This window comes from Streptomyces sp. NBC_00190 (assembly GCF_036203305.1).
In the GTDB taxonomy this organism is placed as follows: domain Bacteria; phylum Actinomycetota; class Actinomycetes; order Streptomycetales; family Streptomycetaceae; genus Streptomyces.
Genome location: NZ_CP108131.1, coordinates 5400878 through 5420794, shown reverse-complemented (window position 1 = coordinate 5420794; position 19917 = coordinate 5400878). Strand labels below are relative to the sequence as shown.

At 71.1% G+C, this 19917-nt stretch carries 19 protein-coding genes and 1 pseudogene; 6 read left to right on the top strand and 14 right to left on the bottom strand.

Translation table 11 applies throughout. The features are described from left to right. Window positions 1-24: 24 nt before the first annotated feature. Complete coding sequence (locus OG429_RS26310; RefSeq protein WP_328927722.1) at window positions 25-417, bottom strand: MerR family transcriptional regulator; 393 nt, start codon at window positions 415-417, stop codon at window positions 25-27. A gap of 403 nt (window positions 418-820) precedes the next feature. On the opposite strand from OG429_RS26310, the gene OG429_RS26305 reads away from it, so the two are divergent. Then, window positions 821-1444: a helix-turn-helix domain-containing protein gene (locus OG429_RS26305; protein WP_328930426.1), complete on the top strand. Its 624-nt coding sequence runs from the start codon at window positions 821-823 to the stop codon at window positions 1442-1444. Between the two features lie 110 nt (window positions 1445-1554). On the opposite strand, the gene OG429_RS26300 is transcribed toward OG429_RS26305, so the two are convergent. Continuing rightward, window positions 1555-2580 carry an ATP-dependent 6-phosphofructokinase gene (locus OG429_RS26300; protein ID WP_328927721.1) on the bottom strand — a complete coding sequence of 342 codons (1026 nt, stop codon included), beginning with the start codon at window positions 2578-2580 and terminating at the stop codon, window positions 1555-1557. Window positions 2581-2804: 224 nt separating this feature from the next. Between OG429_RS26300 and pta the strand changes: the two genes are divergently transcribed. The 3 genes from pta to pyk all read left to right on the top strand — a co-directional run bounded on the left by pta (window position 2805) and on the right by pyk (window position 7637). Next, the gene (gene pta / locus OG429_RS26295) at window positions 2805-4889 is read left to right on the top strand and encodes a phosphate acetyltransferase (RefSeq protein ID WP_328927720.1); all 2085 of its coding nucleotides are present in this window, start codon (window positions 2805-2807) and stop codon (window positions 4887-4889) included. Between the two features lie 41 nt (window positions 4890-4930). Further along, window positions 4931-6145: an acetate kinase gene (locus OG429_RS26290; RefSeq protein ID WP_328927719.1), complete on the top strand. Its 1215-nt coding sequence runs from the start codon at window positions 4931-4933 to the stop codon at window positions 6143-6145. A 61-nt stretch (window positions 6146-6206) separates the two neighbouring features. Beyond that, on the top strand, window positions 6207-7637 hold the full coding sequence (pyk, locus tag OG429_RS26285; protein ID WP_328927718.1) for a pyruvate kinase: 1431 nt from the start codon (window positions 6207-6209) through the stop codon (window positions 7635-7637). A gap of 318 nt (window positions 7638-7955) precedes the next feature. On the opposite strand, the gene OG429_RS26280 is transcribed toward pyk, so the two are convergent. From OG429_RS26280 to OG429_RS26265, 4 genes are all read right to left on the bottom strand, one after another. Next, window positions 7956-9242, bottom strand: coding sequence for a hypothetical protein (locus OG429_RS26280; RefSeq protein ID WP_328927717.1), 1287 nt, complete (start codon window positions 9240-9242; stop codon window positions 7956-7958). After that, the gene (locus tag OG429_RS26275) at window positions 9232-9804 is read right to left on the bottom strand and encodes a DUF6114 domain-containing protein (RefSeq protein ID WP_328927716.1); all 573 of its coding nucleotides are present in this window, start codon (window positions 9802-9804) and stop codon (window positions 9232-9234) included. Before OG429_RS26275 ends, OG429_RS26280 begins: the two co-directional genes overlap by 11 nt. 109 nt (window positions 9805-9913) lie before the next feature. Next, window positions 9914-10555, bottom strand: a complete 642-nt coding sequence (locus tag OG429_RS26270; protein WP_328927715.1) for a DUF6230 family protein — start codon at window positions 10553-10555, stop codon at window positions 9914-9916. Window positions 10556-11164: 609 nt separating this feature from the next. Then, a complete protein-coding gene (locus OG429_RS26265; RefSeq protein WP_328927714.1) occupies window positions 11165-12163 on the bottom strand; it encodes a tetratricopeptide repeat protein in 999 nt (332 codons plus the stop codon). A gap of 227 nt (window positions 12164-12390) precedes the next feature. Here OG429_RS26265 and OG429_RS26260 point away from each other — a divergent pair, with 227 nt between their 5' ends. Continuing rightward, a complete protein-coding gene (locus OG429_RS26260) occupies window positions 12391-13011 on the top strand; it encodes a TetR/AcrR family transcriptional regulator (RefSeq protein ID WP_328927713.1) in 621 nt (206 codons plus the stop codon). 12 nt (window positions 13012-13023) lie between these two features. On the opposite strand, the gene OG429_RS26255 is transcribed toward OG429_RS26260, so the two are convergent. The 5 genes from OG429_RS26255 to OG429_RS26235 form a co-directional block, all read right to left on the bottom strand. Next, window positions 13024-13446, bottom strand: coding sequence for a hypothetical protein (locus tag OG429_RS26255; protein WP_328927712.1), 423 nt, complete (start codon window positions 13444-13446; stop codon window positions 13024-13026). Between the two features lie 47 nt (window positions 13447-13493). After that, window positions 13494-15194: an acyl-CoA mutase large subunit family protein gene (locus tag OG429_RS26250; protein ID WP_328927711.1), complete on the bottom strand. Its 1701-nt coding sequence runs from the start codon at window positions 15192-15194 to the stop codon at window positions 13494-13496. 76 nt (window positions 15195-15270) lie between these two features. Further along, on the bottom strand, window positions 15271-15600 hold the full coding sequence (locus OG429_RS26245) for a DUF3817 domain-containing protein (protein WP_328927710.1): 330 nt from the start codon (window positions 15598-15600) through the stop codon (window positions 15271-15273). A 44-nt stretch (window positions 15601-15644) separates the two neighbouring features. After that, window positions 15645-16154 (bottom strand): MarR family winged helix-turn-helix transcriptional regulator, encoded by a 510-nt coding sequence (locus tag OG429_RS26240; protein WP_328927709.1) that lies wholly within the window; start codon window positions 16152-16154, stop codon window positions 15645-15647. A 21-nt stretch (window positions 16155-16175) separates the two neighbouring features. After that, a complete protein-coding gene (locus OG429_RS26235; protein ID WP_328927708.1) occupies window positions 16176-17414 on the bottom strand; it encodes an MFS transporter in 1239 nt (412 codons plus the stop codon). Window positions 17415-17523: 109 nt separating this feature from the next. On the opposite strand from OG429_RS26235, the gene OG429_RS26230 reads away from it, so the two are divergent. Further along, complete coding sequence (locus OG429_RS26230) at window positions 17524-18519, top strand: ArsR/SmtB family transcription factor (protein ID WP_328927707.1); 996 nt, start codon at window positions 17524-17526, stop codon at window positions 18517-18519. Window positions 18520-18539: 20 nt separating this feature from the next. Here the strand turns inward: OG429_RS26230 and OG429_RS26225 are convergent. From OG429_RS26225 to OG429_RS26215, 3 genes and pseudogenes are all read right to left on the bottom strand, one after another. Further along, window positions 18540-18773, bottom strand: a pseudogene (locus tag OG429_RS26225) (TetR/AcrR family transcriptional regulator); the annotation flags it as partial. 333 nt (window positions 18774-19106) lie between these two features. Continuing rightward, the gene (locus tag OG429_RS26220) at window positions 19107-19403 is read right to left on the bottom strand and encodes an MTH1187 family thiamine-binding protein (RefSeq protein ID WP_328927706.1); all 297 of its coding nucleotides are present in this window, start codon (window positions 19401-19403) and stop codon (window positions 19107-19109) included. Further along, complete coding sequence (locus tag OG429_RS26215) at window positions 19400-19744, bottom strand: DUF3817 domain-containing protein (protein ID WP_328927705.1); 345 nt, start codon at window positions 19742-19744, stop codon at window positions 19400-19402. The genes OG429_RS26220 and OG429_RS26215 overlap by 4 nt, the downstream gene beginning before the upstream one ends. Between the last annotated feature and the right edge of the window lie 173 nt (window positions 19745-19917).

The following is a 19917-nucleotide window of genomic DNA, read 5'->3' as shown; positions in this document are numbered from 1 at the left end:
GTGTCGGTCGTGTGTGCGGGCCGTTCAGCCCGTCATCTCGCAGCGCGGGGCGGCCGCCTCCCCGGCGGCCTCCTCGGCGTCGGCCAGCCGGCGCGCGACCTGGTCCCGTACGTCGGCGAGCTGGCCGATCAGGCCGTCCAGCTCGGCGAGCTTGCGCCGGTACACGGCGAGCGAGGCCGGGCAGGAGTCCCCGTCCGGGTGGCCTGCCCTCAGGCAGTCCACGAAGGGCCGGGTCTCCTCCAGTTCGAAGCCGAAGTCCTGGAGCGTGCGGATCTGGCTCAGCAGCCGCAGGTCGTCCTCGTCGTACGTCCGGTAGCCGTTGTCCGCCCGCCGCGCGGGCAGCAGCCCGCGCGACTCGTAGTACCTGAGCGTCCGGGTGCTGGTCCCGGCCCGTTCCGCCAGTTCGCCGATGCGCATGGACCGACCGTATTCCTTGACGCCGACGTCAAGGCAAGAGGAGCAGCGGGGCGGGCCGCCGGGGGCGGGGCCCTCGCCACCCCCGTCCGCGAGGGCCCCCACAGGTGTCACGCACGGGGTGGACGTGCGGTTCAGGTGTGTGCAGGAGCTGTGAGGGGTCTTGCGCCGAGGGGCGCTGGCTGGAACCGTACAGGTGCAGTCGATCTTCGAGTCGCACCGGTTACCGGACAGTCGCACAGGAAACCGATAAAAGCCCCTAACTCCATAGGACGTTCCTACGAGTTCTGGGCTTGTTTGATTGGTCTGTAGTCGCCACAGCCCGGCCACTCCTACGGTGTGCCGTGTGCACTCCAGCCCACCCTTCAATGCCCCCGCCGCGCGTCGCCTGCGCGCGGCCCTGGGCATGGCTCCCGGTCATGTCGCCTATGGCCTGCGCGCCCAGTACGGACTGATCGTCGCGCCCGAGACCGTGCTGGCCTGGGAGCGTGGCGAGATATCGCCCACCTCGGCCGAGCTCACGGCCCTCGCCGGCGTCCTGTGGTGTTCGCCCGGGGAGCTGCTGGCCGAGCCGGTCACCCTGCGGGAGCACCGGATCGCCAGGGGGCTGGCCGCCGAGGAGCTGGCCCGGCGGATCGGGCTGGAGGCGAACTCGTACCAGAAGATGGAGGACACCGGGCGCTGGAAGGGCAACGAGCGGCAGTCCGCCTCCCTCGCGACGGTGCTCGGGCTGACCCTGGCCCAGTTCGTGGCGGCCACCGGCAAGCAGGAGGAGCTGGCGGAGCTGCTGCGCAGTGCGGTGACCACGCGCTGGCAGGCGTACGTGAAGCCGCTGAGCAAGCTGCTGCCCATCCCCAAGGCCAATCTGGAGCGGGTGCTGGAGCAGCTGCACGGGGACTACCAGTCGCGGATGGTGGCGACGCTCAGCTGGGGCGGCGGCCAGGGTGAGGCGGGCAGCGGCGACGCGGGCCGGGCGTTCCTCGCCGAGATCGTGGACCGCTTCTGGCACCTCGCGGGCGGCGGGGCATAGGAGACATCGGGGCGGCCCGGCCCGCCCGGCGAAGGGCCGGGACGCGGCGAGGCCCCGGAGCACTGGGCTCCGGGGCCTCGCCGCACGGAAACCGGGGCCGGAGGCGGCGGTCAGAACACCGACTCGGCCTCGTACATGCGGTACTCGGGGACGGTCTTGAGCTCGCTGACGGCCGAGGCCAGCGGGGCCATCACGATGTCGGTGCCGCGCAGGGCCGTCATGTTGCCGAAGTCGCCGCGGTGGACGGCTTCGACGGCGTGCCAGCCGAAGCGCGTCGCGAGCACGCGGTCGTACGCGGTGGGGGTGCCGCCGCGCTGGACGTGGCCGAGGATGACCGGCCGGGCCTCCTTGCCCAGGCGGTGCTCCAGCTCGACCGCGAGGCGGTTGCCGATGCCGGCGAAGCGCTCGTGACCGTACTGGTCGATCGCGCCCTTCTCGTACGGCATGGAACCCTCGGCCGGGTGCGCGCCCTCGGCGATGCAGACGACGGCGAACTTCTTGCCGCGGGCGAAGCGTTCCTCCACCATCTTCACCAGGGCGTCCACCTCGAACGGGCGCTCCGGCAGGCAGATCCCGTGGGCGCCGCCGGCCATACCGGACTCCAGGGCGATCCAGCCCGCGTGGCGGCCCATGACCTCGACGACCATGACGCGCTGGTGCGACTCCGCGGTGGTCTTCAGGCGGTCGATGGCCTCGGTGGCGACCATGACGGCGGTGTCGAAGCCGAAGGTCCGGTCGGTGGAGGAGATGTCGTTGTCGATGGTCTTCGGTACGCCGACGACGGGCATTCCGGCGTCCGACAGCATTCGGGCGGCGGTCAGGGTGCCCTCGCCGCCGATCGGGATGAGGGCGTCGATGCCGTACCGCTTCGCCAGCTCCTGCGCGTTCTCGGCGGCCTCGTGCAGACGCGCGCGCTCCATGCGGGCCGAACCGAGGATCGTGCCGCCGCGCGCCAGAATGCCGCTGACGGCATTGATGTCGAGCGGGCGGAAGTGCCCGTCGAGGAGTCCTTTGAATCCGTCCTCGAAACCGATGACCTCATCTCCGTGCCCGACCATGGCACGGTGTACGACCGACCGGATGACAGCGTTGAGGCCCGGACAGTCGCCGCCTGCGGTGAGAACTCCGATACGCATCGTGCTGTGTCTCCTGCCGTACATATGAAGGGCGTAATGGTGAAGCCTGTCCGATTCTTCCACGGGCCCGGGGTGCCGCGCGTCTTCTGCTGCTCCGCCCTCCGGGCCTCTCGACCCTTCCGGCCAGGCCTTTTCCCGGGGGGCGCCCTAACCAGCGACAGAGGTATTGTCAAGAGGTCAAGCCAGACTAAACAGACATTCACAGCAAGGGATGGAGAGCAGGCGTGACGCGCAGCGTGTATGTGACCGGCATCGAGCGGGGGGACGGCCGGCAGGTCGTCGAGCTCGGGATCATGGAGCTCCTGACCCGGCAGACGGGCCGGGTCGGCGTCTACCGCCCGTTGCTCCACGACGGGCCGGACCGGCTCTTCGATCTGCTCAAGGCCCGCTACCGGATCGATCAGGACGCGGCGACCGCCTACGGCATGGAGTACGACGAGGCCTCGGTGATCCTCGCCGAGAAGGGCACCGACGAGCTGGTCTCCCAGCTGGTCGACCGCTACCACCGGGTGGCCCGCGGCTACGAGGTCATGCTGGTCCTCGGCACCGACTACGCCGACACCAATCTCCCCGACGAGCTGGCGCTCAACGCCCGCCTCGCCAACGAGCTGGGCGCGGTCGTCGTTCCCGTCGTGGGTGGCACCAAGCACCCCGCGGAGGCCGTCCGCGCCGAGGCCCGCAACGCCTACCGCGCCTACGAGAGCCTGGGCTGCCACGTCGTCGCGATGATGGTGAACCGGGTGGCCGCCGAGGACCGCGACCTCATAGCCGAGCGCCTGGCCGCCCGGCTCCCCGTGCCCTGCTACGTACTGCCGGACGACAAGTCGCTGTCCGCCCCCACCGTCGCCCAGATCACCCGCGCGCTCGGCGGCGAGGTGCTCCTCGGCGACGAGGCCGGGCTGGCCCGCGACGCGCTGGACTTCGTCTTCGGCGGAGCCATGCTGCCGAACTTCCTGAACGCCCTGACCCCCGGCTGCCTGGTCGTCACCCCCGGGGACCGCTCCGACCTGGTCATCGGCGCGCTGGCCGCGCACACCTCGGGCACCCCGCCGATCGCCGGTGTGCTGCTCACCCTGAACGAACGCCCGGGCCCGGACATCCTGACGCTCGCCTCGAAGCTCGCCCCGGGCACGCCCGTGGTGTCGGTCGCCGGCAACAGCTTCCCGACCGCCGGCGAACTCTTCGCGCTGCAGAGCCGCTTGAACTCCGCGACCCCGCGCAAGCTGGAGACCGCGCTCGGCCTCTTCGAGCGGCACGTGGACACCGGCGAGCTGCGCGACCTGCTGTCGGTGACCCGCTCGGAGCGCGTCACCCCGATGATGTTCGAGCACGAGCTGCTGGAGCGGGCCCGCTCCGAGCGGCGCCGCGTGGTGCTGCCCGAGGGCACCGAGGAGCGGGTGCTGCGCGCCGCGGACGTGGTGCTGCGCCGGGGGGTCTGCGAGCTGACCCTGCTGGGCGAGGAGCCGGCGATCCTGAAGAAGGCCGCCGACCTCGGCATCGACATCTCGGCCGCGCAGCTCATCGACCCGGCGACCTCCCCCCTGCGGGAACGTTTCGCCGAGTACTACGCCAAGGCCCGCGCACACAAGGGCATGACCGTCGAGCTGGCCAACGACGTGGTCGCCGACGCCAATTACTTCGGCACCCTGATGGTCCAGGAAGGCCTGGCCGACGGAATGGTCTCCGGCTCGGTGCACTCCACCGCGGCGACCATCCGCCCCGCCTTCGAGATCATCAAGACGAAGCCGGACGCGTCCATCGTCTCGTCGGTCTTCTTCATGTGCCTGGCCGACCAGGTCCTCGTCTACGGCGACTGCGCCGTCAATCCCGACCCCGACGCCGAGCAGCTCGCCGACATCGCCGTCCAGTCGGCCGCCACCGCCGCCGCCTTCGGCGTCGAGCCGCGCATCGCGATGCTCTCGTACTCGACCGGCACCTCGGGCAGCGGCGCGGACGTGGACAAGGTCCGCAAGGCCACCGAGCTCGTCCGCGAGCTGCGCCCCGACCTCGCCGTCGAGGGCCCGATCCAGTACGACGCGGCCGTGGAACCCTCGGTCGCCGCGACGAAGCTGCCCGGCTCCGAGGTGGCCGGCCGCGCGAGCGTGCTGATCTTCCCCGACCTCAACACCGGCAACAACACGTACAAGGCCGTGCAGCGCTCGGCGGGCGCCGTGGCGGTCGGCCCGGTGCTCCAGGGCCTGCGCAAGCCGGTCAACGACCTCTCGCGCGGCGCGCTCGTCCAGGACATCGTCACCACGGTGGCCATCACCGCGATCCAGGCGCAGGGCGCGGCCGCGCCCACCGCCTGACCTCCCCCCACCACCGACCGCGACAAGGAAAGACCTCCACCGTGACCGCATCGCGCGTACTCGTCCTCAACTCCGGCTCCTCGTCGGTCAAGTACCAGCTCCTCGACATGGCGGACCGCTCCCGGCTCGCCGTCGGCCTGGTGGAGCGCGTCGGGGAGGAGACCTCCCGGCTGGTGCACGAGCCGCTGACCGGGCCGGGCGCCGCGGGCGGCAAGCGGGAGCGGCTCGGCCGGATCGCCGACCACGAGGCGGCCCTGGGGGCCGTAGCGGCGGAGCTGGCCGCCGACGGGACGGGCCTGGACTCTCCCGAACTGGCCGCGGTGGGGCACCGGGTGGTGCACGGCGGGACGAGGTTCACGCAGCCGACCGTCATCGACGACGAGGTGCTGGCGGAGATCCGCAGCCTGATCCCGCTGGCCCCGCTGCACAACCCGGCGAACGTGACGGGCATCGAGGTGGCGCGCGGGCTGCGCGGGGACATCCCGCAGGTGGCCGTCTTCGACACGGCCTTCCACTCCACGATGCCGGAGTACGTGGCGCGGTACGCGATCGACGCCGCGACCGCCGACAAGTACGCCATCCGGCGGTACGGCTTCCACGGCACCTCACACGCCTACGTCTCCCGGGCGACGGCCGCGCTGCTGGGCCGGCCGGTGGAGGACGTGAACGTGATCGTGCTGCACCTGGGCAACGGCGCCTCGGCCTCGGCCGTCCGCGGCGGGGTGTGCGTGGAGACGTCCATGGGCCTGACCCCGCTGGAGGGTCTGGTCATGGGGACCCGTTCAGGCGATCTGGATCCGGCGGTCGTCTTCCACCTGGCGCGGGTGGGCGGCCTCTCGGTGGATGAGATCGATTCGCTCCTGAACAAGAAGAGCGGTCTGCTGGGCATGTGCGGCGACAACGACATGCGCGAAGTGCTGCGGCGGGCGGGCGAGGGCGACGAGGCGGCGAGCACCGCCTTCGCGGCGTACGTCCACCGCCTGAAGAAGTACATCGGCGCCTACTCGGCGGTGCTCGGCCGGGTGGACGCGGTGGCGTTCACGGCCGGGGTCGGCGAGAACGCCCACCAGGTCCGGGAAGCTGCGGTGGACGGCCTGGCCGAGCTGGGCCTGGTGCTGGACCTGGAGGCCAACGCGGTGCGCTCGCCCGAGCCGCGGCTGGTCTCGGCGGACTCTGCCCGGGTGGCCGTCGCCGTGGTCCCGACGGATGAGGAACTGGAGATCGCCACCCAGGCGTATGCGCTGGTTACTCACTAGTCACTTGGACTTTCCGCCAGACGGAATATTCCGCTACGAAACAAACCGATAGGATCCAGTCATGCGCCGTTCCAAAATCGTCTGCACGCTGGGCCCCGCCGTCGACTCGTATGAGCAGCTGAAAGCGCTCATCGAGGCAGGTATGAACGTGGCCCGATTCAACTTCAGCCACGGGTCCCAGGCAGAACACCAGGAGCGGTACGACCGCGTCCGGAAGGTCTCCGAGGACACCGGGCGCGCCGTCGGCGTCCTCGCCGACCTCCAGGGCCCGAAGATCCGTCTGGAGACCTTCGCCGAGGGCCCCGTCGAGCTGGTGCGCGGTGACGAGTTCACCATCACCACCGACGACGTCCCGGGCGACAAGTCCATCTGCGGCACGACCTACAAGGGTCTGCCGGGTGACGTCTCCAAGGGCGACCAGATCCTGATCAACGACGGCAACGTCGAGCTCCGGGTGACCGAGGTCGACGGCCCCCAGGTCAGGACCATCGTCATCGAGGGCGGTGTCATCTCGGACCACAAGGGCATCAACCTGCCGGGTGCCGCCGTCAACGTCCCCGCCCTGTCGGAGAAGGACGTCGACGACCTCCGCTTCGCCCTGCGGATGGGCTGCGACATGGTCGCCCTGTCCTTCGTCCGCGACGCCAACGACGTCAAGGACGTCCACAAGGTCATGGACGAGGAGGGCCGCCGGGTCCCCGTCATCGCCAAGGTCGAGAAGCCGCAGGCCGTCGAGAACATGGCGGCCGTGGTCGACGCCTTCGACGCGGTCATGGTGGCCCGTGGCGACCTGGCCGTCGAGTACCCGCTCGAGAAGGTCCCGATGGTCCAGAAGCGGCTCATCGAGATGTGCCGCCGCAACGCCAAGCCGGTGATCGTCGCGACCCAGATGATGGAGTCGATGATCACCAACTCCCGCCCGACGCGCGCGGAGGCGTCCGACGTCGCCAACGCGATCCTCGACGGCGCGGACGCGGTCATGCTGTCGGCCGAGTCCTCGGTCGGCGCGTACCCGATCGAGACGGTCAAGACGATGTCGAAGATCGTCACGGCGGCCGAGGAGGAGCTCCTCTCCAAGGGCCTCCAGCCGCTGGTCCCGGGCAAGAAGCCCCGCACCCAGGGCGGCTCCGTCGCCCGCGCGGCCTGCGAGATCGCGGACTTCCTCGACGGCAAGGCGCTCATCGCCTTCACCCAGTCCGGTGACACGGCCCGCCGGCTGTCGCGCTACCGCGTGACCCAGCCGATCCTGGCCTTCACCACCGACGCCAACACCCGCAACCAGCTCACGCTGAGCTGGGGCGTCGAGTCCTACATCGTCCCGCACGTGAACAACACCGACGCGATGGTCGACCTGGTGGACGGCGAGCTGCTCAAGCTGGGCCGCCACAACCCGGGCGACACCATGATCATCACCGCCGGCTCGCCCCCCGGCGTCCCGGGCACCACCAACATGGTCCGCGTCCACCACCTGGGCGGCGGCGAGCGCGACTGACTCCCCCGGCCACCGCTGGGAAGTCCCCCACCCACCGCCTGAACTCTGCCGCACAGAGACCGAGGGCGGCACCCCGATCCCGAGGAGGATCGGGGTGCCGCCCTCGGTGTTTCTGCGCCGACGGTTCCTACCTCCAGGTCAAGGATCTGGTGATCGTCCGCGAACCCGGTGTGGAAGCCATGACCCGCGCGCTGGTGGGCATCTTCGACGAGTACGGGATGAACACCGAGGTCCTGCCGCGGTTCGACGCCTGAGCACCACACGCACGACTGAGGCCCGCTCCCTGTGGGGAGCGGGCCTCAGGCCTGTGCGGGACCGTTACTCCGGCGGGCCGATGTAGTTCTTCAGGCCCGGAACGGTGAGCGTGCCGCCGAACTGGCCGGCCTGGACGACCTTGACGTTCGTGAAGAACGCGAACGGGACGTTCAGCGGCGGCGGGCTGTTCGGGGTGAACTCGATCGGGATCAGGCCGAAGAGGTTGCCCTTGAGGCTCTCGGTGTACATCGTCACCGTGCCGCCGCGGATCTTGGACGTGGAGCCCGGACGGGACTTCAGGTGGGCGACGTTCCCCTCCTTGCCGACCGTCTGGTAGAGGTCCTTGATGTCCAGCGAGTCCGCGGTGAACTTCAGGACTTTCTTGGTCTTGCCGCCGGCCGTCTTCACCTCGACGATGCCGTGGTAGTCCAGGCCGTAGAGGGTCAGCAGGGAGCTGTCCAGGTACCAGGGCTCGTCCGGCAGGAGCGGGACGCCCTGCTCCAGCTCGGCGTCGGCCAGCGCCTTGGCGTCATAGGTCGGGCAGGGGAAGGGTTCCTTCCCGTCCGGGTCCTTCTTCTCCTCGGTCTTGGCCTTGTCGTCGTCGGCCTTGCCCTCGCCCGTCTCGTCCTTCGGGGTCTTGGCGGTGTCCTTGACCTCGTCGGACAGCTCCTTGACGTCGACGCCGGCGTTCTTCGCCGCGTCGCGGATCGCGTCCGCCGCCGGGTCCGCAGCCTTGGACGGGGCCGGGGCAGGCGTCTGCGGAGCGGTCGTGGAGGGCGCGGGCGTCGGGGTCACCGGCGTCTTCGCGTCCTTGAGCGGGTTGCCGAGCTCGTCGACCAGGCCCTTGAGCGCGTCGCCGAGACCCAGCGGGTCCAGCGGGTTCGTGGTCTTGGTCGGCGACGGGGTCGCGGACGGGGACGTCTTCGGCGCCGGGGCGTCGGCCTGCTTGTCGGCCGCGGGCTTGGTCGCCGACGGGGACGGGGACGTGCTCGGCTTCGGCTTCGCGGAACCCGACGCGGACGGCGAGGGGCTCGCACTGGCCGACGCGCTCGGCGAAGGCGAAGGCGACGTCGAGGGCGTCGGGGACGCCGACTCGGCTGGCTCGTCGGACCGCGTCACGCACGGGCCGGGCGCGAAGGGGATGTCCTTCTCGTCGGCCACGGCCAGCTTGGGCGCCATGCCCATCCCGACGAACACGGCCGTCGGCATGGCCGCCAGCGCCATCGTCTTGCCGACGGGTATCTGGAGCTTGTTCAGCAGCGATTTCCTGGGCGCCGCATGCCGCGGCCCCTTGATCTCGCGGGACTCTGCGCCTGGGGCCACGCCCCGCTGCGTCTCGTCACCCCGCACTGTTCCTCCCGCCATCGGCGTGGGCAGTCGTCTCGCTCGCGTGTGCCGTTTCCGTCTCACGGTGTGCGGGGAAGCCCTGGGGGCCGACCGCCGACTCCGCCTTGCCCATGTCCACCGGGGCGGGCCGCTGGTCGACCGGGGCCTCTTCCACCGGCTGACCAGGGGCCCACGACAGGGCGAGGGCGCCGCCGAGCATGGAGAGGAGGAAGCCCATGAAGAAGCCGCCGAGGTTGGACACCGGGAGCGAGACCAGGGCGAGCAGGATCGCGGCGACACCGGCGAAGACGCGGATGGCCTGCTGGAACCACAAGGCCAGGCCGAGCGTGATCAGCAGGACGCCGATGATCAGCGCGCCGGCGCCACCCGTGGTGGCCATCGCCAGACTGACGTTGCCCAGCCGGAGGTCCGCGTACGGGAAGTACGCGATCGGGAAGCCGCCGAGGAACGTGAACAGCCCGGCCCAGAACGGACGGCGGCCGCTCCACGCGTGGAAGCGGTAGTACACCGCGGTGAGCCAGGCGTCATCTTCGGCGCGAACGTAAACCGGGGCCTGGGGGTTCATGGACAACAGCTCCCTGGAAACGGTGGTACTTGAGAACTCTGTGGAGCCCGGACGGGGCGGACGGCGACTCGCGCCGCCGGCCGCCCCTCCGGTCACTCGCCGGGACGGATTACTTCTCGTCCTGGTAGCACGGCTGGTCGCCGCCCATGAGGCGCAGCTTGAGGTCGGGCAGCCGGAAGGTGCCCGCCGTCGTCGCCCACGCCTTCTGGCGCACGTTCGACAGGATCGCCTTGTCCGCGCGCTGCGAGAACGCGTACGGGCTGGAGACCGTGCCGGCCTGCGGCTTGGTCTTGTGGCTCGCGTCACCGACCGCGACACCGATGTCCAGGTTGGTGAACTCGGCGTCGGTGTCGAGCTCGGCAACATCCAGGTAGATGTTGTCGGCGACGGCCGGCTTGCCCTTGTGGCCCGTACGCAGCTGGAGCGTGATGTTGCCCAGCGGCGTCGGGGTGACCAGGGACTGGCACATGTTGGTGATCTCGGCGTGGCTGAACCCGGAGATGGTGACCGGGTGGTCAACCTCCTTGCCGGTCTTCAGGTCGTGCCCCTTGGCAATGCCGCCGTACTGGATGAGGTTGTCACCGTCGAGCTTGTCGGCCGAGACCTTGAAGTCCTGGCCGGAGACGCTGAAGGACGCCGCGAGGGCACCCTGCGCCAGACCCACACCGACCGCGGCGGTGGCCGCGATGCTCGGCACCATGACGAGCGCGAAGCGCTTCCATCTGGTCCCGCCACGAACCTGAGAACTCATTATTCGTTCCTCCTTCTCGGACGTACATCTCCGGTCCGGGCCGTACCCGTCCTGGGATGGGAGAAGTGCTACGTCCTCGGGAAGGAGCGCTGGCGGCCCGGCCGCGGCTGTGCCACGTCCCGTACACCGGCGATCACCCCCGAGCGACAACCACTGGGCCACGCGTTCGCGCAACCTGGAGGACAGGCCCTGCCGTGCGGCAGAGACCCCCCTGTCCCACGGCCGGTGCCACTGCCACCGGCCGGCTCGGTGGGGACCCTCCACCGCGGCTCCGGGTGAGCGGCTCTGCGGGAAGGACCGAGCGTCGCCGATCGTGGTCCATTCCCGGCCGGGGCACAAGGGGGGTCGTTACTGGCGGGTAACGGCCAGATAACCGGGGTGCTGCCTCCTGTTGTCGGGCAGCAACACAGGGTGTCACCGAGGGCCACGACAGAACGGGGGAAGAGTGAACACACCGGACAGTTCACGGGGTTCGGCTTACTGCGAGTAACAGCGGCCGCAATTGCCAAGTTTTGGCAAAGCGCGGCCGCTGTTTCTCTCTGTGTCAATAAATCGCCGGTGGTCCACCGGCCTTCGCGGCGGCTCTCGGAGCCGCTCCTGGAGCCGCTCCTAGAACAGCACCCGCGCCAGTGCCGTACGCGCCGCCGACACCCGCGGGTCGTCCGCGCCGATGACCTCGAACAGCTCCAGCAGGCGCAGCCGTACGGCGTCCCGGTCGTCACCGAACGTCACGCGCACGGTGTCCACCAGGCGCCCGAAGGCGTCCTCGACGTGCCCGCCGACCAGATCGAGGTCGGCCGCGGCGATCTGCGCCGCCGGGTCGCGCGGGTTCTCGGCGGCCGCGGTGCGCACCGCCTGCGGGTTCATGCCCTGGACCCGGATGAGGAGTTCCGTCTGGGCCAGGCCCAGCTTGGCCTCGCTGTTGGCCGGGTCGTCGGAGAGCACGTTCTTGTACGCCTGCACCGCGCCGCTCAGGTCACCGGCGTCCAGCGCGGCGACGGCCGCTTCCAGCAGGGCGTCGTACGGACCGGCCGGGACCTCGGCCTCGGCGGCCGGGGCCGCACCCTCGGCGTTCGGGTCCACCTCGATGCCGATGATCCCGAAGCGCTCCTCGGCGACCTGGACCAGCTGGGCGAGGGTCTCGCGGATCTGCTGCTCGGGGGCCACGCCCTGGAACAGCGGCAGCACCTGGCCCGCGACCACGGCGAAGACGGCCGGGATGCCCTGGATGCCGAACTGCTGCATCAGCATCTGGTTGGCGTCCACGTCGACCTTGGCCAGTACGAGCCGGCCGTTCGCCTCGACGGTCAGGCGCTCCAGGAGCGGGCTGAGCTGCTTGCACGGCTCGCACCACTCGGCCCAGAAGTCCAGGACGACCGGGACCTCGGCGGAGAGCTGGAGCACATCGCGTTCAAAGCCGGCCTCGTCTACGTCGATGACGAGCGCGGACGGCGGCACGGCGCCGGCGGCCGGGCCGGTCCCGCCGCCCTGTGCCGCCTGCCGCGCCGATTCGGCGCGGGCCTGCTCGGCCTTGGCCTTGGCCTCGCCGGCCGCCTTCACCGCGGCGAGGTCGACGACGCCGCTCATGGACATGTTTCTGGGCTGCATGCGTACATCCTCCCCCGTGTGCGCGCGCCGACGAAAAAGATCGCGAGAATTACCTCGTCGCGACCGTCGAAACGGTGCGGCGCCGGGTCCCCACCTGGCGCCAGTAGCCCTTCGCGTGGTTGTCGCTCTTACGCTACGAGCCGTAGCGTAACTCCTCCCGGCCCCACGGCGCCCCGTGATCTGAACCACAGCGGCCCGGTCGGCTACCGGCGGGTATGGTCTCGGCCATGCGCAACCCCAGCCCTGGCCGGACCGGCCGCCCCCGCAGCGCCACCGCGGACGCCGCCATCCTCGCCGCGACGCGGGACGCGCTGGTGGATCTGGGCTGGTCGAAGCTGACGATGGGCGACGTCTCGGTGCGGGCCGGCGTGGCCAAGACCACCCTGTACCGGCGCTGGGCGGGCAAGAACGAGCTGGTCGTGGACGCGGTCGCGGAACTCTTCGACTCGCTGGAACTGCCCGACCGCGGTTCCCTCGAAGCCGACGTCGAGTACGTGGTCCTGCAGTTCGCGGAGCTGCTGCGGCGCCCGGAGGCCCGTACGGCCCTGATGGCGGTGGTCGCCGAGTCCACCCGGGACGAGGCCCTGCGCTGCCGGATCCGGTCGGCCATCGTGGACCGGCAGAAACGTCTCGTCGTACTGGGGCGCGAGCGGGCCCAGGCGCGCGGGGAACTCCCGTACGAGGAGGACGAGTCCCTCACGGGCCGCACCACCGACCTGATCTTCGACGTGATCGCGGGCACCGTGGTGCACCGCGCGCTGGTGAGCTCCGAACCGGTGGACGAGCTCTGGGTGTCCACCTTCACGGCGCTCCTGATGCACGGCCTCCGGGGCCCGGCCCAGCCCTGACGCGGGGCGGGGTCAGGCGCCCTCCTTCGGCTTCGGCCGGGGCTTCCCCGGCCAGTTCACCCGGATCTGCCGGCCCTGGTCCTGCGGCGGGGGTCCGAGCCCCGAGGCCGCGAGGGCGGCTCGGCCCGCCTCTCGGCCGGCCAGCCAGTAGCCGTAGTCCCTGGAGTCGACCTCGTGGAAGCCCCCGTCGGTGAGCAGCACGGTGGCCGCCACTGCGCCGAGCCCTTCCCGGATGCCCTCCCACACCGCGGGCAGGAACTCGTGCGGCAGCCGCGCGTCGGGCACGGTGTACAGGAACTCCTGCCCGCCGTCCGGGCCGGGCGGTTCGAAGTCGACGACGACGTACGCGTACGGTCCGCAGCCGGTCTGCATCACCACGCGGACGCTCACGCCGGGCACGGCGCGGTTGATCGAAACAGCGGAAGGGCCGGCCATGCCGCCACCGTAGGGCGCCATGACCGGCCTTTCCGGCCGACGGGGTCTCAGAAGCCGGGCGGCTCGGTGTAGGTGCCCCACTCCTCGCGCAGCACGTTGCAGATCTCGCCCATCGTGGCCTCGGCCCGCGCCGCGTCCAGCATGGCCGGGATCATGTTCGACCCGTCCCGGGCGGCCTCCAGCATCGCGGCCAGCGCCCCGGACACCTTGGCGTCGTCGCGCCGGTCCTTGCGCTCGGCCAGCTCCCGTACCTGTACCTTCTCCACCTCGTGGCTGACCCGCAGAATCTCCAGGTCCCCGGTGACCGACCCGTGGTGGACGTTGACGCCGACGACCCGCTTGTCGCCCTTCTCCAGCGCCCGCTGGTACTGGAAGGCCGACTCGGCGATCTCCCCGGTGAACCAGCCGTCCTCGATGCCGCGCAGGATGCCCGAGGTGATCGGCCCGATCGGGTGCTGCCCGTCCGGGTGGGCGCGCAGGCCGCGCTCCTTGATCTGGTCGAAGATCTTCTCGGCGTCGGCCTCGATGCGGTCGGTGAGCTGCTCCACGTACCAGGAACCGCCCAGCGGGTCGGCCACGTTGGCCACCCCGGTCTCCTCCATCAGCACCTGCTGCGTGCGCAGGGCGATCTCGGCCGCCTGCTCGCTCGGCAGCGCGAGGGTCTCGTCGAGGGCGTTGGTGTGCAGCGAGTTGGTGCCGCCGAGGACGGCCGCGAGGGCCTCCACGGCGGTGCGCACGACGTTGTTGTACGGCTGCTGGGCGGTGAGGGAGACCCCGGCGGTCTGCGTGTGGAAGCGCAGCCACATGGACTTCTCGCTCTTCGCCCCGTAGACCTCCTTCATCCAGCGGGCCCAGATCCGGCGCGCGGCGCGGAACTTGGCGATCTCCTCGAAGAAGTCGAGGTGCGCGTCGAAGAAGAAGGACAGGCCGGACGCGAAGTGGTCCACGTCCAGGCCGCGGGAGAGCCCGAGCTCCACGTAGCCGAAGCCGTCGGCGAGGGTGTACGCGAGCTCCTGCGCGGCCGTGGCTCCGGCCTCGCGGATGTGGTAGCCGGAGACGGACAGCGGCTTGTAGGCCGGGATGCCCTTCGCGCAGTACTCCATGAGGTCGCCGATGAGCCGCAGGTGCGGCTCGGGCTCGAAGAGCCACTCCTTCTGGGCGATGTACTCCTTGAAGATGTCCGTCTGGAGCGTGCCGTTGAGGGAGGCGGGGTCCACGCCCTGCCGCTCGGCGGCGACCAGGTACATGCAGAAGGCGGGCACGGCTGGGCCCGAGATGGTCATCGAGGTCGTGACGTCACCGAGCGGGATGTCCTTGAAGAGGACCTCCATGTCGGCGGCGGAGTCGATGGCGACCCCGCAGTGGCCGACCTCGCCGAGGGCGCGGGGGTCGTCGGAGTCCCGGCCCATGAGGGTGGGCATGTCGAAGGCGACGGAGAGCCCGCCGCCGCCGGCGGCCAGGATCATCTTGTAGCGCTCGTTGGTCTGCTCGGCGTTCCCGAACCCGGCGAACTGCCGGATGGTCCAGGTCCGGCCGCGGTACCCGGTGGCGTGCAGGCCGCGGGTGTACGGGTACTCGCCCGGCCAGCCGATGCGCTCGAATCCCTCGTACGCGTCGCCGGGCCGGGGCCCGTAGACCGGTTCGACGGCATCGCCGGAGAGCGTGGTGAAGTCGGCCTCGCGCTTGCGGGCCCTGTCGTAACGGGCCTGCCAGCGAAGGCGGCCTTCCTCGATGGCGTCTGCGTCCATACCCATGAATTTACTAGGACGTCCTAGTAAATGTCGATGGCAAACCCCCGGGAGATGCCCCGGGGGTTTGTGACGATCAGGCCTCGGCGGTCGCGAGACCGCCGCTGACCAGCGGCTCGATCTCGGCGCGGACCTTGCGCTCGACGAAGAACGCGGCCAGCGGGATGGTGCCGCTGAGCATGACCCAGAGCATCTTGCCGAAGGGCCAGCGGGCCTTCGAGCTCAGGTCGAAGGCGAAGACCAGGTAGATCATGAAGAGCACGCCGTGGGCCTGGGACACCACGAACGTCAGATCGGCGCCCTTGTCGAAGCCGTACTTGAAAATCATGCAGGTGCACAGCACCAGCAGCATCACGGCGGTGGCAAAGGCCATCACCCGGTAGCGGGTCAGCACGCTCTTCTTCATGCCACTGAGACTAACCGTCCGTTTTGCTCGATCTTGACGGGGGCTTACTTCTCGTCGAAGTCCCCGCTGGCGACCCGCAGCGGGCGCAGCAGCGCGAAGATCTCCGCGCACTCCTCGGCGTCGTACGCGCCGAGTCCGAAGTCGATCTCCATCAGGTCCCGGGTGGCGGCCTCGACGACCTCGCGGCCCTTGTCCGTGATGGAGGCGAGGGTGCCGCGGCCGTCGTTCGGGTTGGGCCGCTTGTCGACGAGCCCGGACCGCACCAGCCGGTCGACGGTGTTCGTCACCGACGTCGGGTGGACCATCAGCCGCTCGCCGATCTTCGACATCGGCAGTTCGCCGGCCTTGGAGAAGGTGAGCAGCACCAGCGCCTCGTACCGCGCGAAGGTCAGACCGTACGGCTTGACCACCGCGTCGACCTCGCCGAGCAGGATCTGGTGCGCCCGCATGATCGAGGTGATGGCGGCCATCGAGGGCACCGGCCCCCAGCGCTGCTGCCAGAGCTCGTCGGCGCGGGCGATGGGATCGAAGGGAAGGCTGAGCGGCTTGGGCACGCGACAGACCCTACCGGGCGGTCATTTGGCGGCGAGTCCCGTCTCACTCCTCGGCCGTTCCCGCTCCGGGGCGCAGGCGCGGAGTTCGGCGAGCAGCAGCAGGACGACGGCCGTGCCGAGGATCGCGGCGGCGGTGACGACCTGGTGCACGGGGAAGAACTCGGCGGCGAGGCCGGCCAGGGCCATGCCCACGCCCTGGAGGGTCATCAGACCGGTGCTGAGCAGGGTCATCGCGCGGCCGCGCAGCTCCTCGGGGACGGCGTCGACGTACCACTGGTCGAGCCCGAGGGTGTAGGCGTGGGCCAGGCCGGCGAGCAGCAGGGCGGCGAGCGCCAGCGGTACGCCGGGCCGGACGGCGTACAGGAGCAGCGGCAGCAGTCCGGCGGCCACGAGCGGGCCCGTGATCCGGGAACGCGTTCGGGCGGTGAGGGCCGAGCCGGCCCAGAGTTCGCCGGCGATGGTGCCGACGGGCATCGCGCACATCAGCAGCCCCAGCGCCACGGTCCCGGAGCCGAGACCGGCGGCGTAGGGGGCGAGCAGGGCCTCCGGTACGACGACGAAGACGGGCGGCAGCCAGAACAGCAGGGTGAGCACCCGGATCCGGCGGTCCCCGAGGACGGCGCGCAGCCCGCGCAGCGGGGACTCGCGGGAGCCCCCGCGGGCGGGGCGGCTGCGCGTGCCGAGGCCCAGCAGGAGCGCGGAGCCCAGGAATCCGGCGGCGGTCAGGCCGATGGCCCCGCGCGGCGCGAGGACGGTGAGCAGCAGCCCGCCGAGGCCGAAGCCGATGAGCTGGGAGCTCTGGGCCACCATGCGCAGCAGTGAGCGGCCGAGGACGAAGGCGTCGCCGGCGCCCAGGATGTCGGTGAGGGAGGCGGCGCGGGCGCCCTGGAACAGCGGCGCCACGAACGCCATCGCGCAGCGCAGTACGAGGAGCACCGCGACGGGGGTGCCCGGCAGGGCCATGGCCGCGGCGCAGGCCGCGCAGAGGAGGTCGCAGCCGACGAGCACGCGCCGGGCGGGGTGGCGGTCGGCGATCCCGGCGAGCAGGGTGCCGCCGAGGGCGTACGGGAGGAAGCCGAGGGCGAAGGTGAGCGCGCTCATCAGGGGCGAGCCGGTGGCGCGGTAGACGAGGACGGTGAGGGAGATCTCGGCGACGACCACGCCGAGCACGGAGATCAGGTGCGCGGCGAAGACGGGGCGGAACTCGCCCGTACGGAAGACGGCCCGGTAGCCGCTGGAGGCGGAGGTGACGGCTGACATGTCCGGCAGCTTCGCCGCGGCTACGGTGGGCGCCGTAGAGATTCGTCCCCGCACGAATCTTCGGTGGACGGGACGCGGACGGGGACGCGAAGGGGCGGGGAGGGGCGCGATGGGCTTCCACTACCGGTTCGGGCCCGGCGACCTGCTGCGGTGCCGCTTCGCCGTGTCCGCTCGCTGGGAGACGCAGGAGGCGGTACGGACCCTGCTGCGGCCGCACCGGCAGACCTACCACCTGCCGTGGCTGCGGCAGGTCCGGGCGGCCGCCGAGGGGCTGGACCTGCGTCCGCTGTGGCTGCTGATGCCGCGGGCCGGGCACCACCCGGACTTCCTCAGCCCGTCGCCGCTCGGTCCCTCCGTCACCTTCGAGGAGGAGCTGGCTCGGGTGCGCGCGGCCGATCCGCGGGCGGCGCGCGAGGACCTGCGGCTCTCCCTGGTGTGCACCCCGGGCGCCCTGGAGAGCGACATCGGGCAGCGGATGCTCGCGGATCCGGCGCGGGCGGTACGGGAGCTGGCCGATCTCACCGAGCGGGCCTGGGAGGCGCTGATCGCCCCGCACTGGCCGCGGCTGCGGGCACTGCTGGAGGCGGACATCGTCTTCCACTCGCGGCGCCTCGCGGCGGGCGGGCTCCAGGCGCTGTTCGACGGGCTCCATCCGGAGCTGCGCTGGTACGAGGAGACGGCGACGCTGACCATCGAGCGGCCCGCGCACCACGACCGCGCGCTGGACGGGCAGGGGCTGCTGCTGATGCCGAGCGCGTTCGTCTGGCCGGAGGTGGTCGGCGGCTACGACCCGCCGTGGCAGCCGACGCTGGTGTACCCGGCGCGGGGCGTCGGCGCGCTGTGGACCGCCCGGGCGGGGCCGACCCCGCACGCGCTGGCCCGTCTGCTGGGCCGGGCCCGGGCCGATGTGCTGTGCGCGCTGCACGAACCGGCCTCCACCACGGCGCTGGCCCACCGGCTCGGGCTGGCCCCTTCCACCGTCTCGGCGCACCTGACGGTCCTGCACGCGGCGGGCCTGCTCGTCTCCGCCCGCCACGGCCACCAGGTCCTCTACGAGCGCACTCCACTGGCCATCGCCCTCACGACGGGCGACCCGGCTCCCTGACCCGCACGGTGCCGCACGCCTCAGCCGCGGCCGCCGCGCCGCAGTCCGTGCCGGACCGCGCGCTGGCTCAGCGGCCCGAGGCCTTCCAGCGCCTGGGCGAGCCCGGCGAGCTGCTCCAGGGCGTCGAGCGCCCGGCCGACGCCCTGCGGGTCCACGCCCTCGTGCAGCTCGATGCCGACGAAGGAGGCGGCGGCGGCCCGGGCCAGTCCCGCCGGGTCGGCGAACCCGGCCAGCGGGGTCGCCGCGAGCATGCGGCGCTCGCGCACGGACTGGGCACCGCCCTCAGAGACTGCACGGTGCCGCAGGCGCGCAGCTCGGCCCCGCCGATGCGCGAAACCAGGGCGGGCCGGCCTGAGTGCGTCGCCTGCGCAACGGGCTTCGGCCTGGCCGACTGGCGCCGGATCGGCACCGTCCTGGGGCAGCCCGACTCCCACCGAAGAAGGGGCCGACGCGGTGGATGCCTGCGTGGCCCTGGCAGCCACGAAGCACGGCAGCGCCGTGATCTTCACCAGCGACCCGGAGGACATCGCTGCTTATCTGGCGGTGCTGAATCCGCCGGACGTGCACATCCACGCCGTGTGAGCGCGTCAGCCCTCGGCGAGGTGGCGTTCCACCGTCTCGACCTTCGAGGTCATCCCGTCCGAGACCCCGGGCCGGATGTCGGCCTTCAGGATGAAGGAGACCCGCGGCGCCCGCTCCTCCACGGCGGCCACGGCGCGCCGGACCACGTCCATGACCTCGTCCCACTGACCCTCGACGGTGGTGAACATGGCGTCGGTGCGGTTGGGCAGGCCGGACTCACGGACCACGCGGACCGCGTCGGCCACGTACTCCCCGACTTCTTCGCCGACCCCGAGCGGGGTCACGGAGAACGCGACGATCACGCGTCGGCCGCCGCACGCGCGCGGGCCGCGATCACACTGTCGGCCTCGTCCCGCTTGAGCAGCCGGTCGCCGTACAGGCCGCCGAACGGCAGCAGCGCCAGCCCGAAGAACAGGGCGACCTTCGAGACCGGCCACTTCGCCTTGTTCCAGACATCCAGCAGGAAGACCGCGTAGATGACGAACAGGATCCCGTGGAGGATGCCCAGCGGCATCATCAGGTAGTCGATGTCCGAGATCCGGCTCAGCAGCGAGCCGAAGATCAGCAGGGCCGGGAACGACAGCGCCTCCGGGACGGAGATGAGGCGCAGCCGGTGCAGGGCGGAGGCGGTCTTGATGTCCACGGGGAACCTTCGGGGTGGAGGTCAGGGCGTCCCAGTGTCTCAGCCGCTTTTGCGTGATCTTGACCCGGCCCCTGACCCGGGCCGCTGCCCGCGGGCCGCCGAAAGGTGCGCGCACGGCATCCGTTCGGCGTCCGTTACCGCCCGGGTGTGGCGTATATCGGCCACGGGACCCT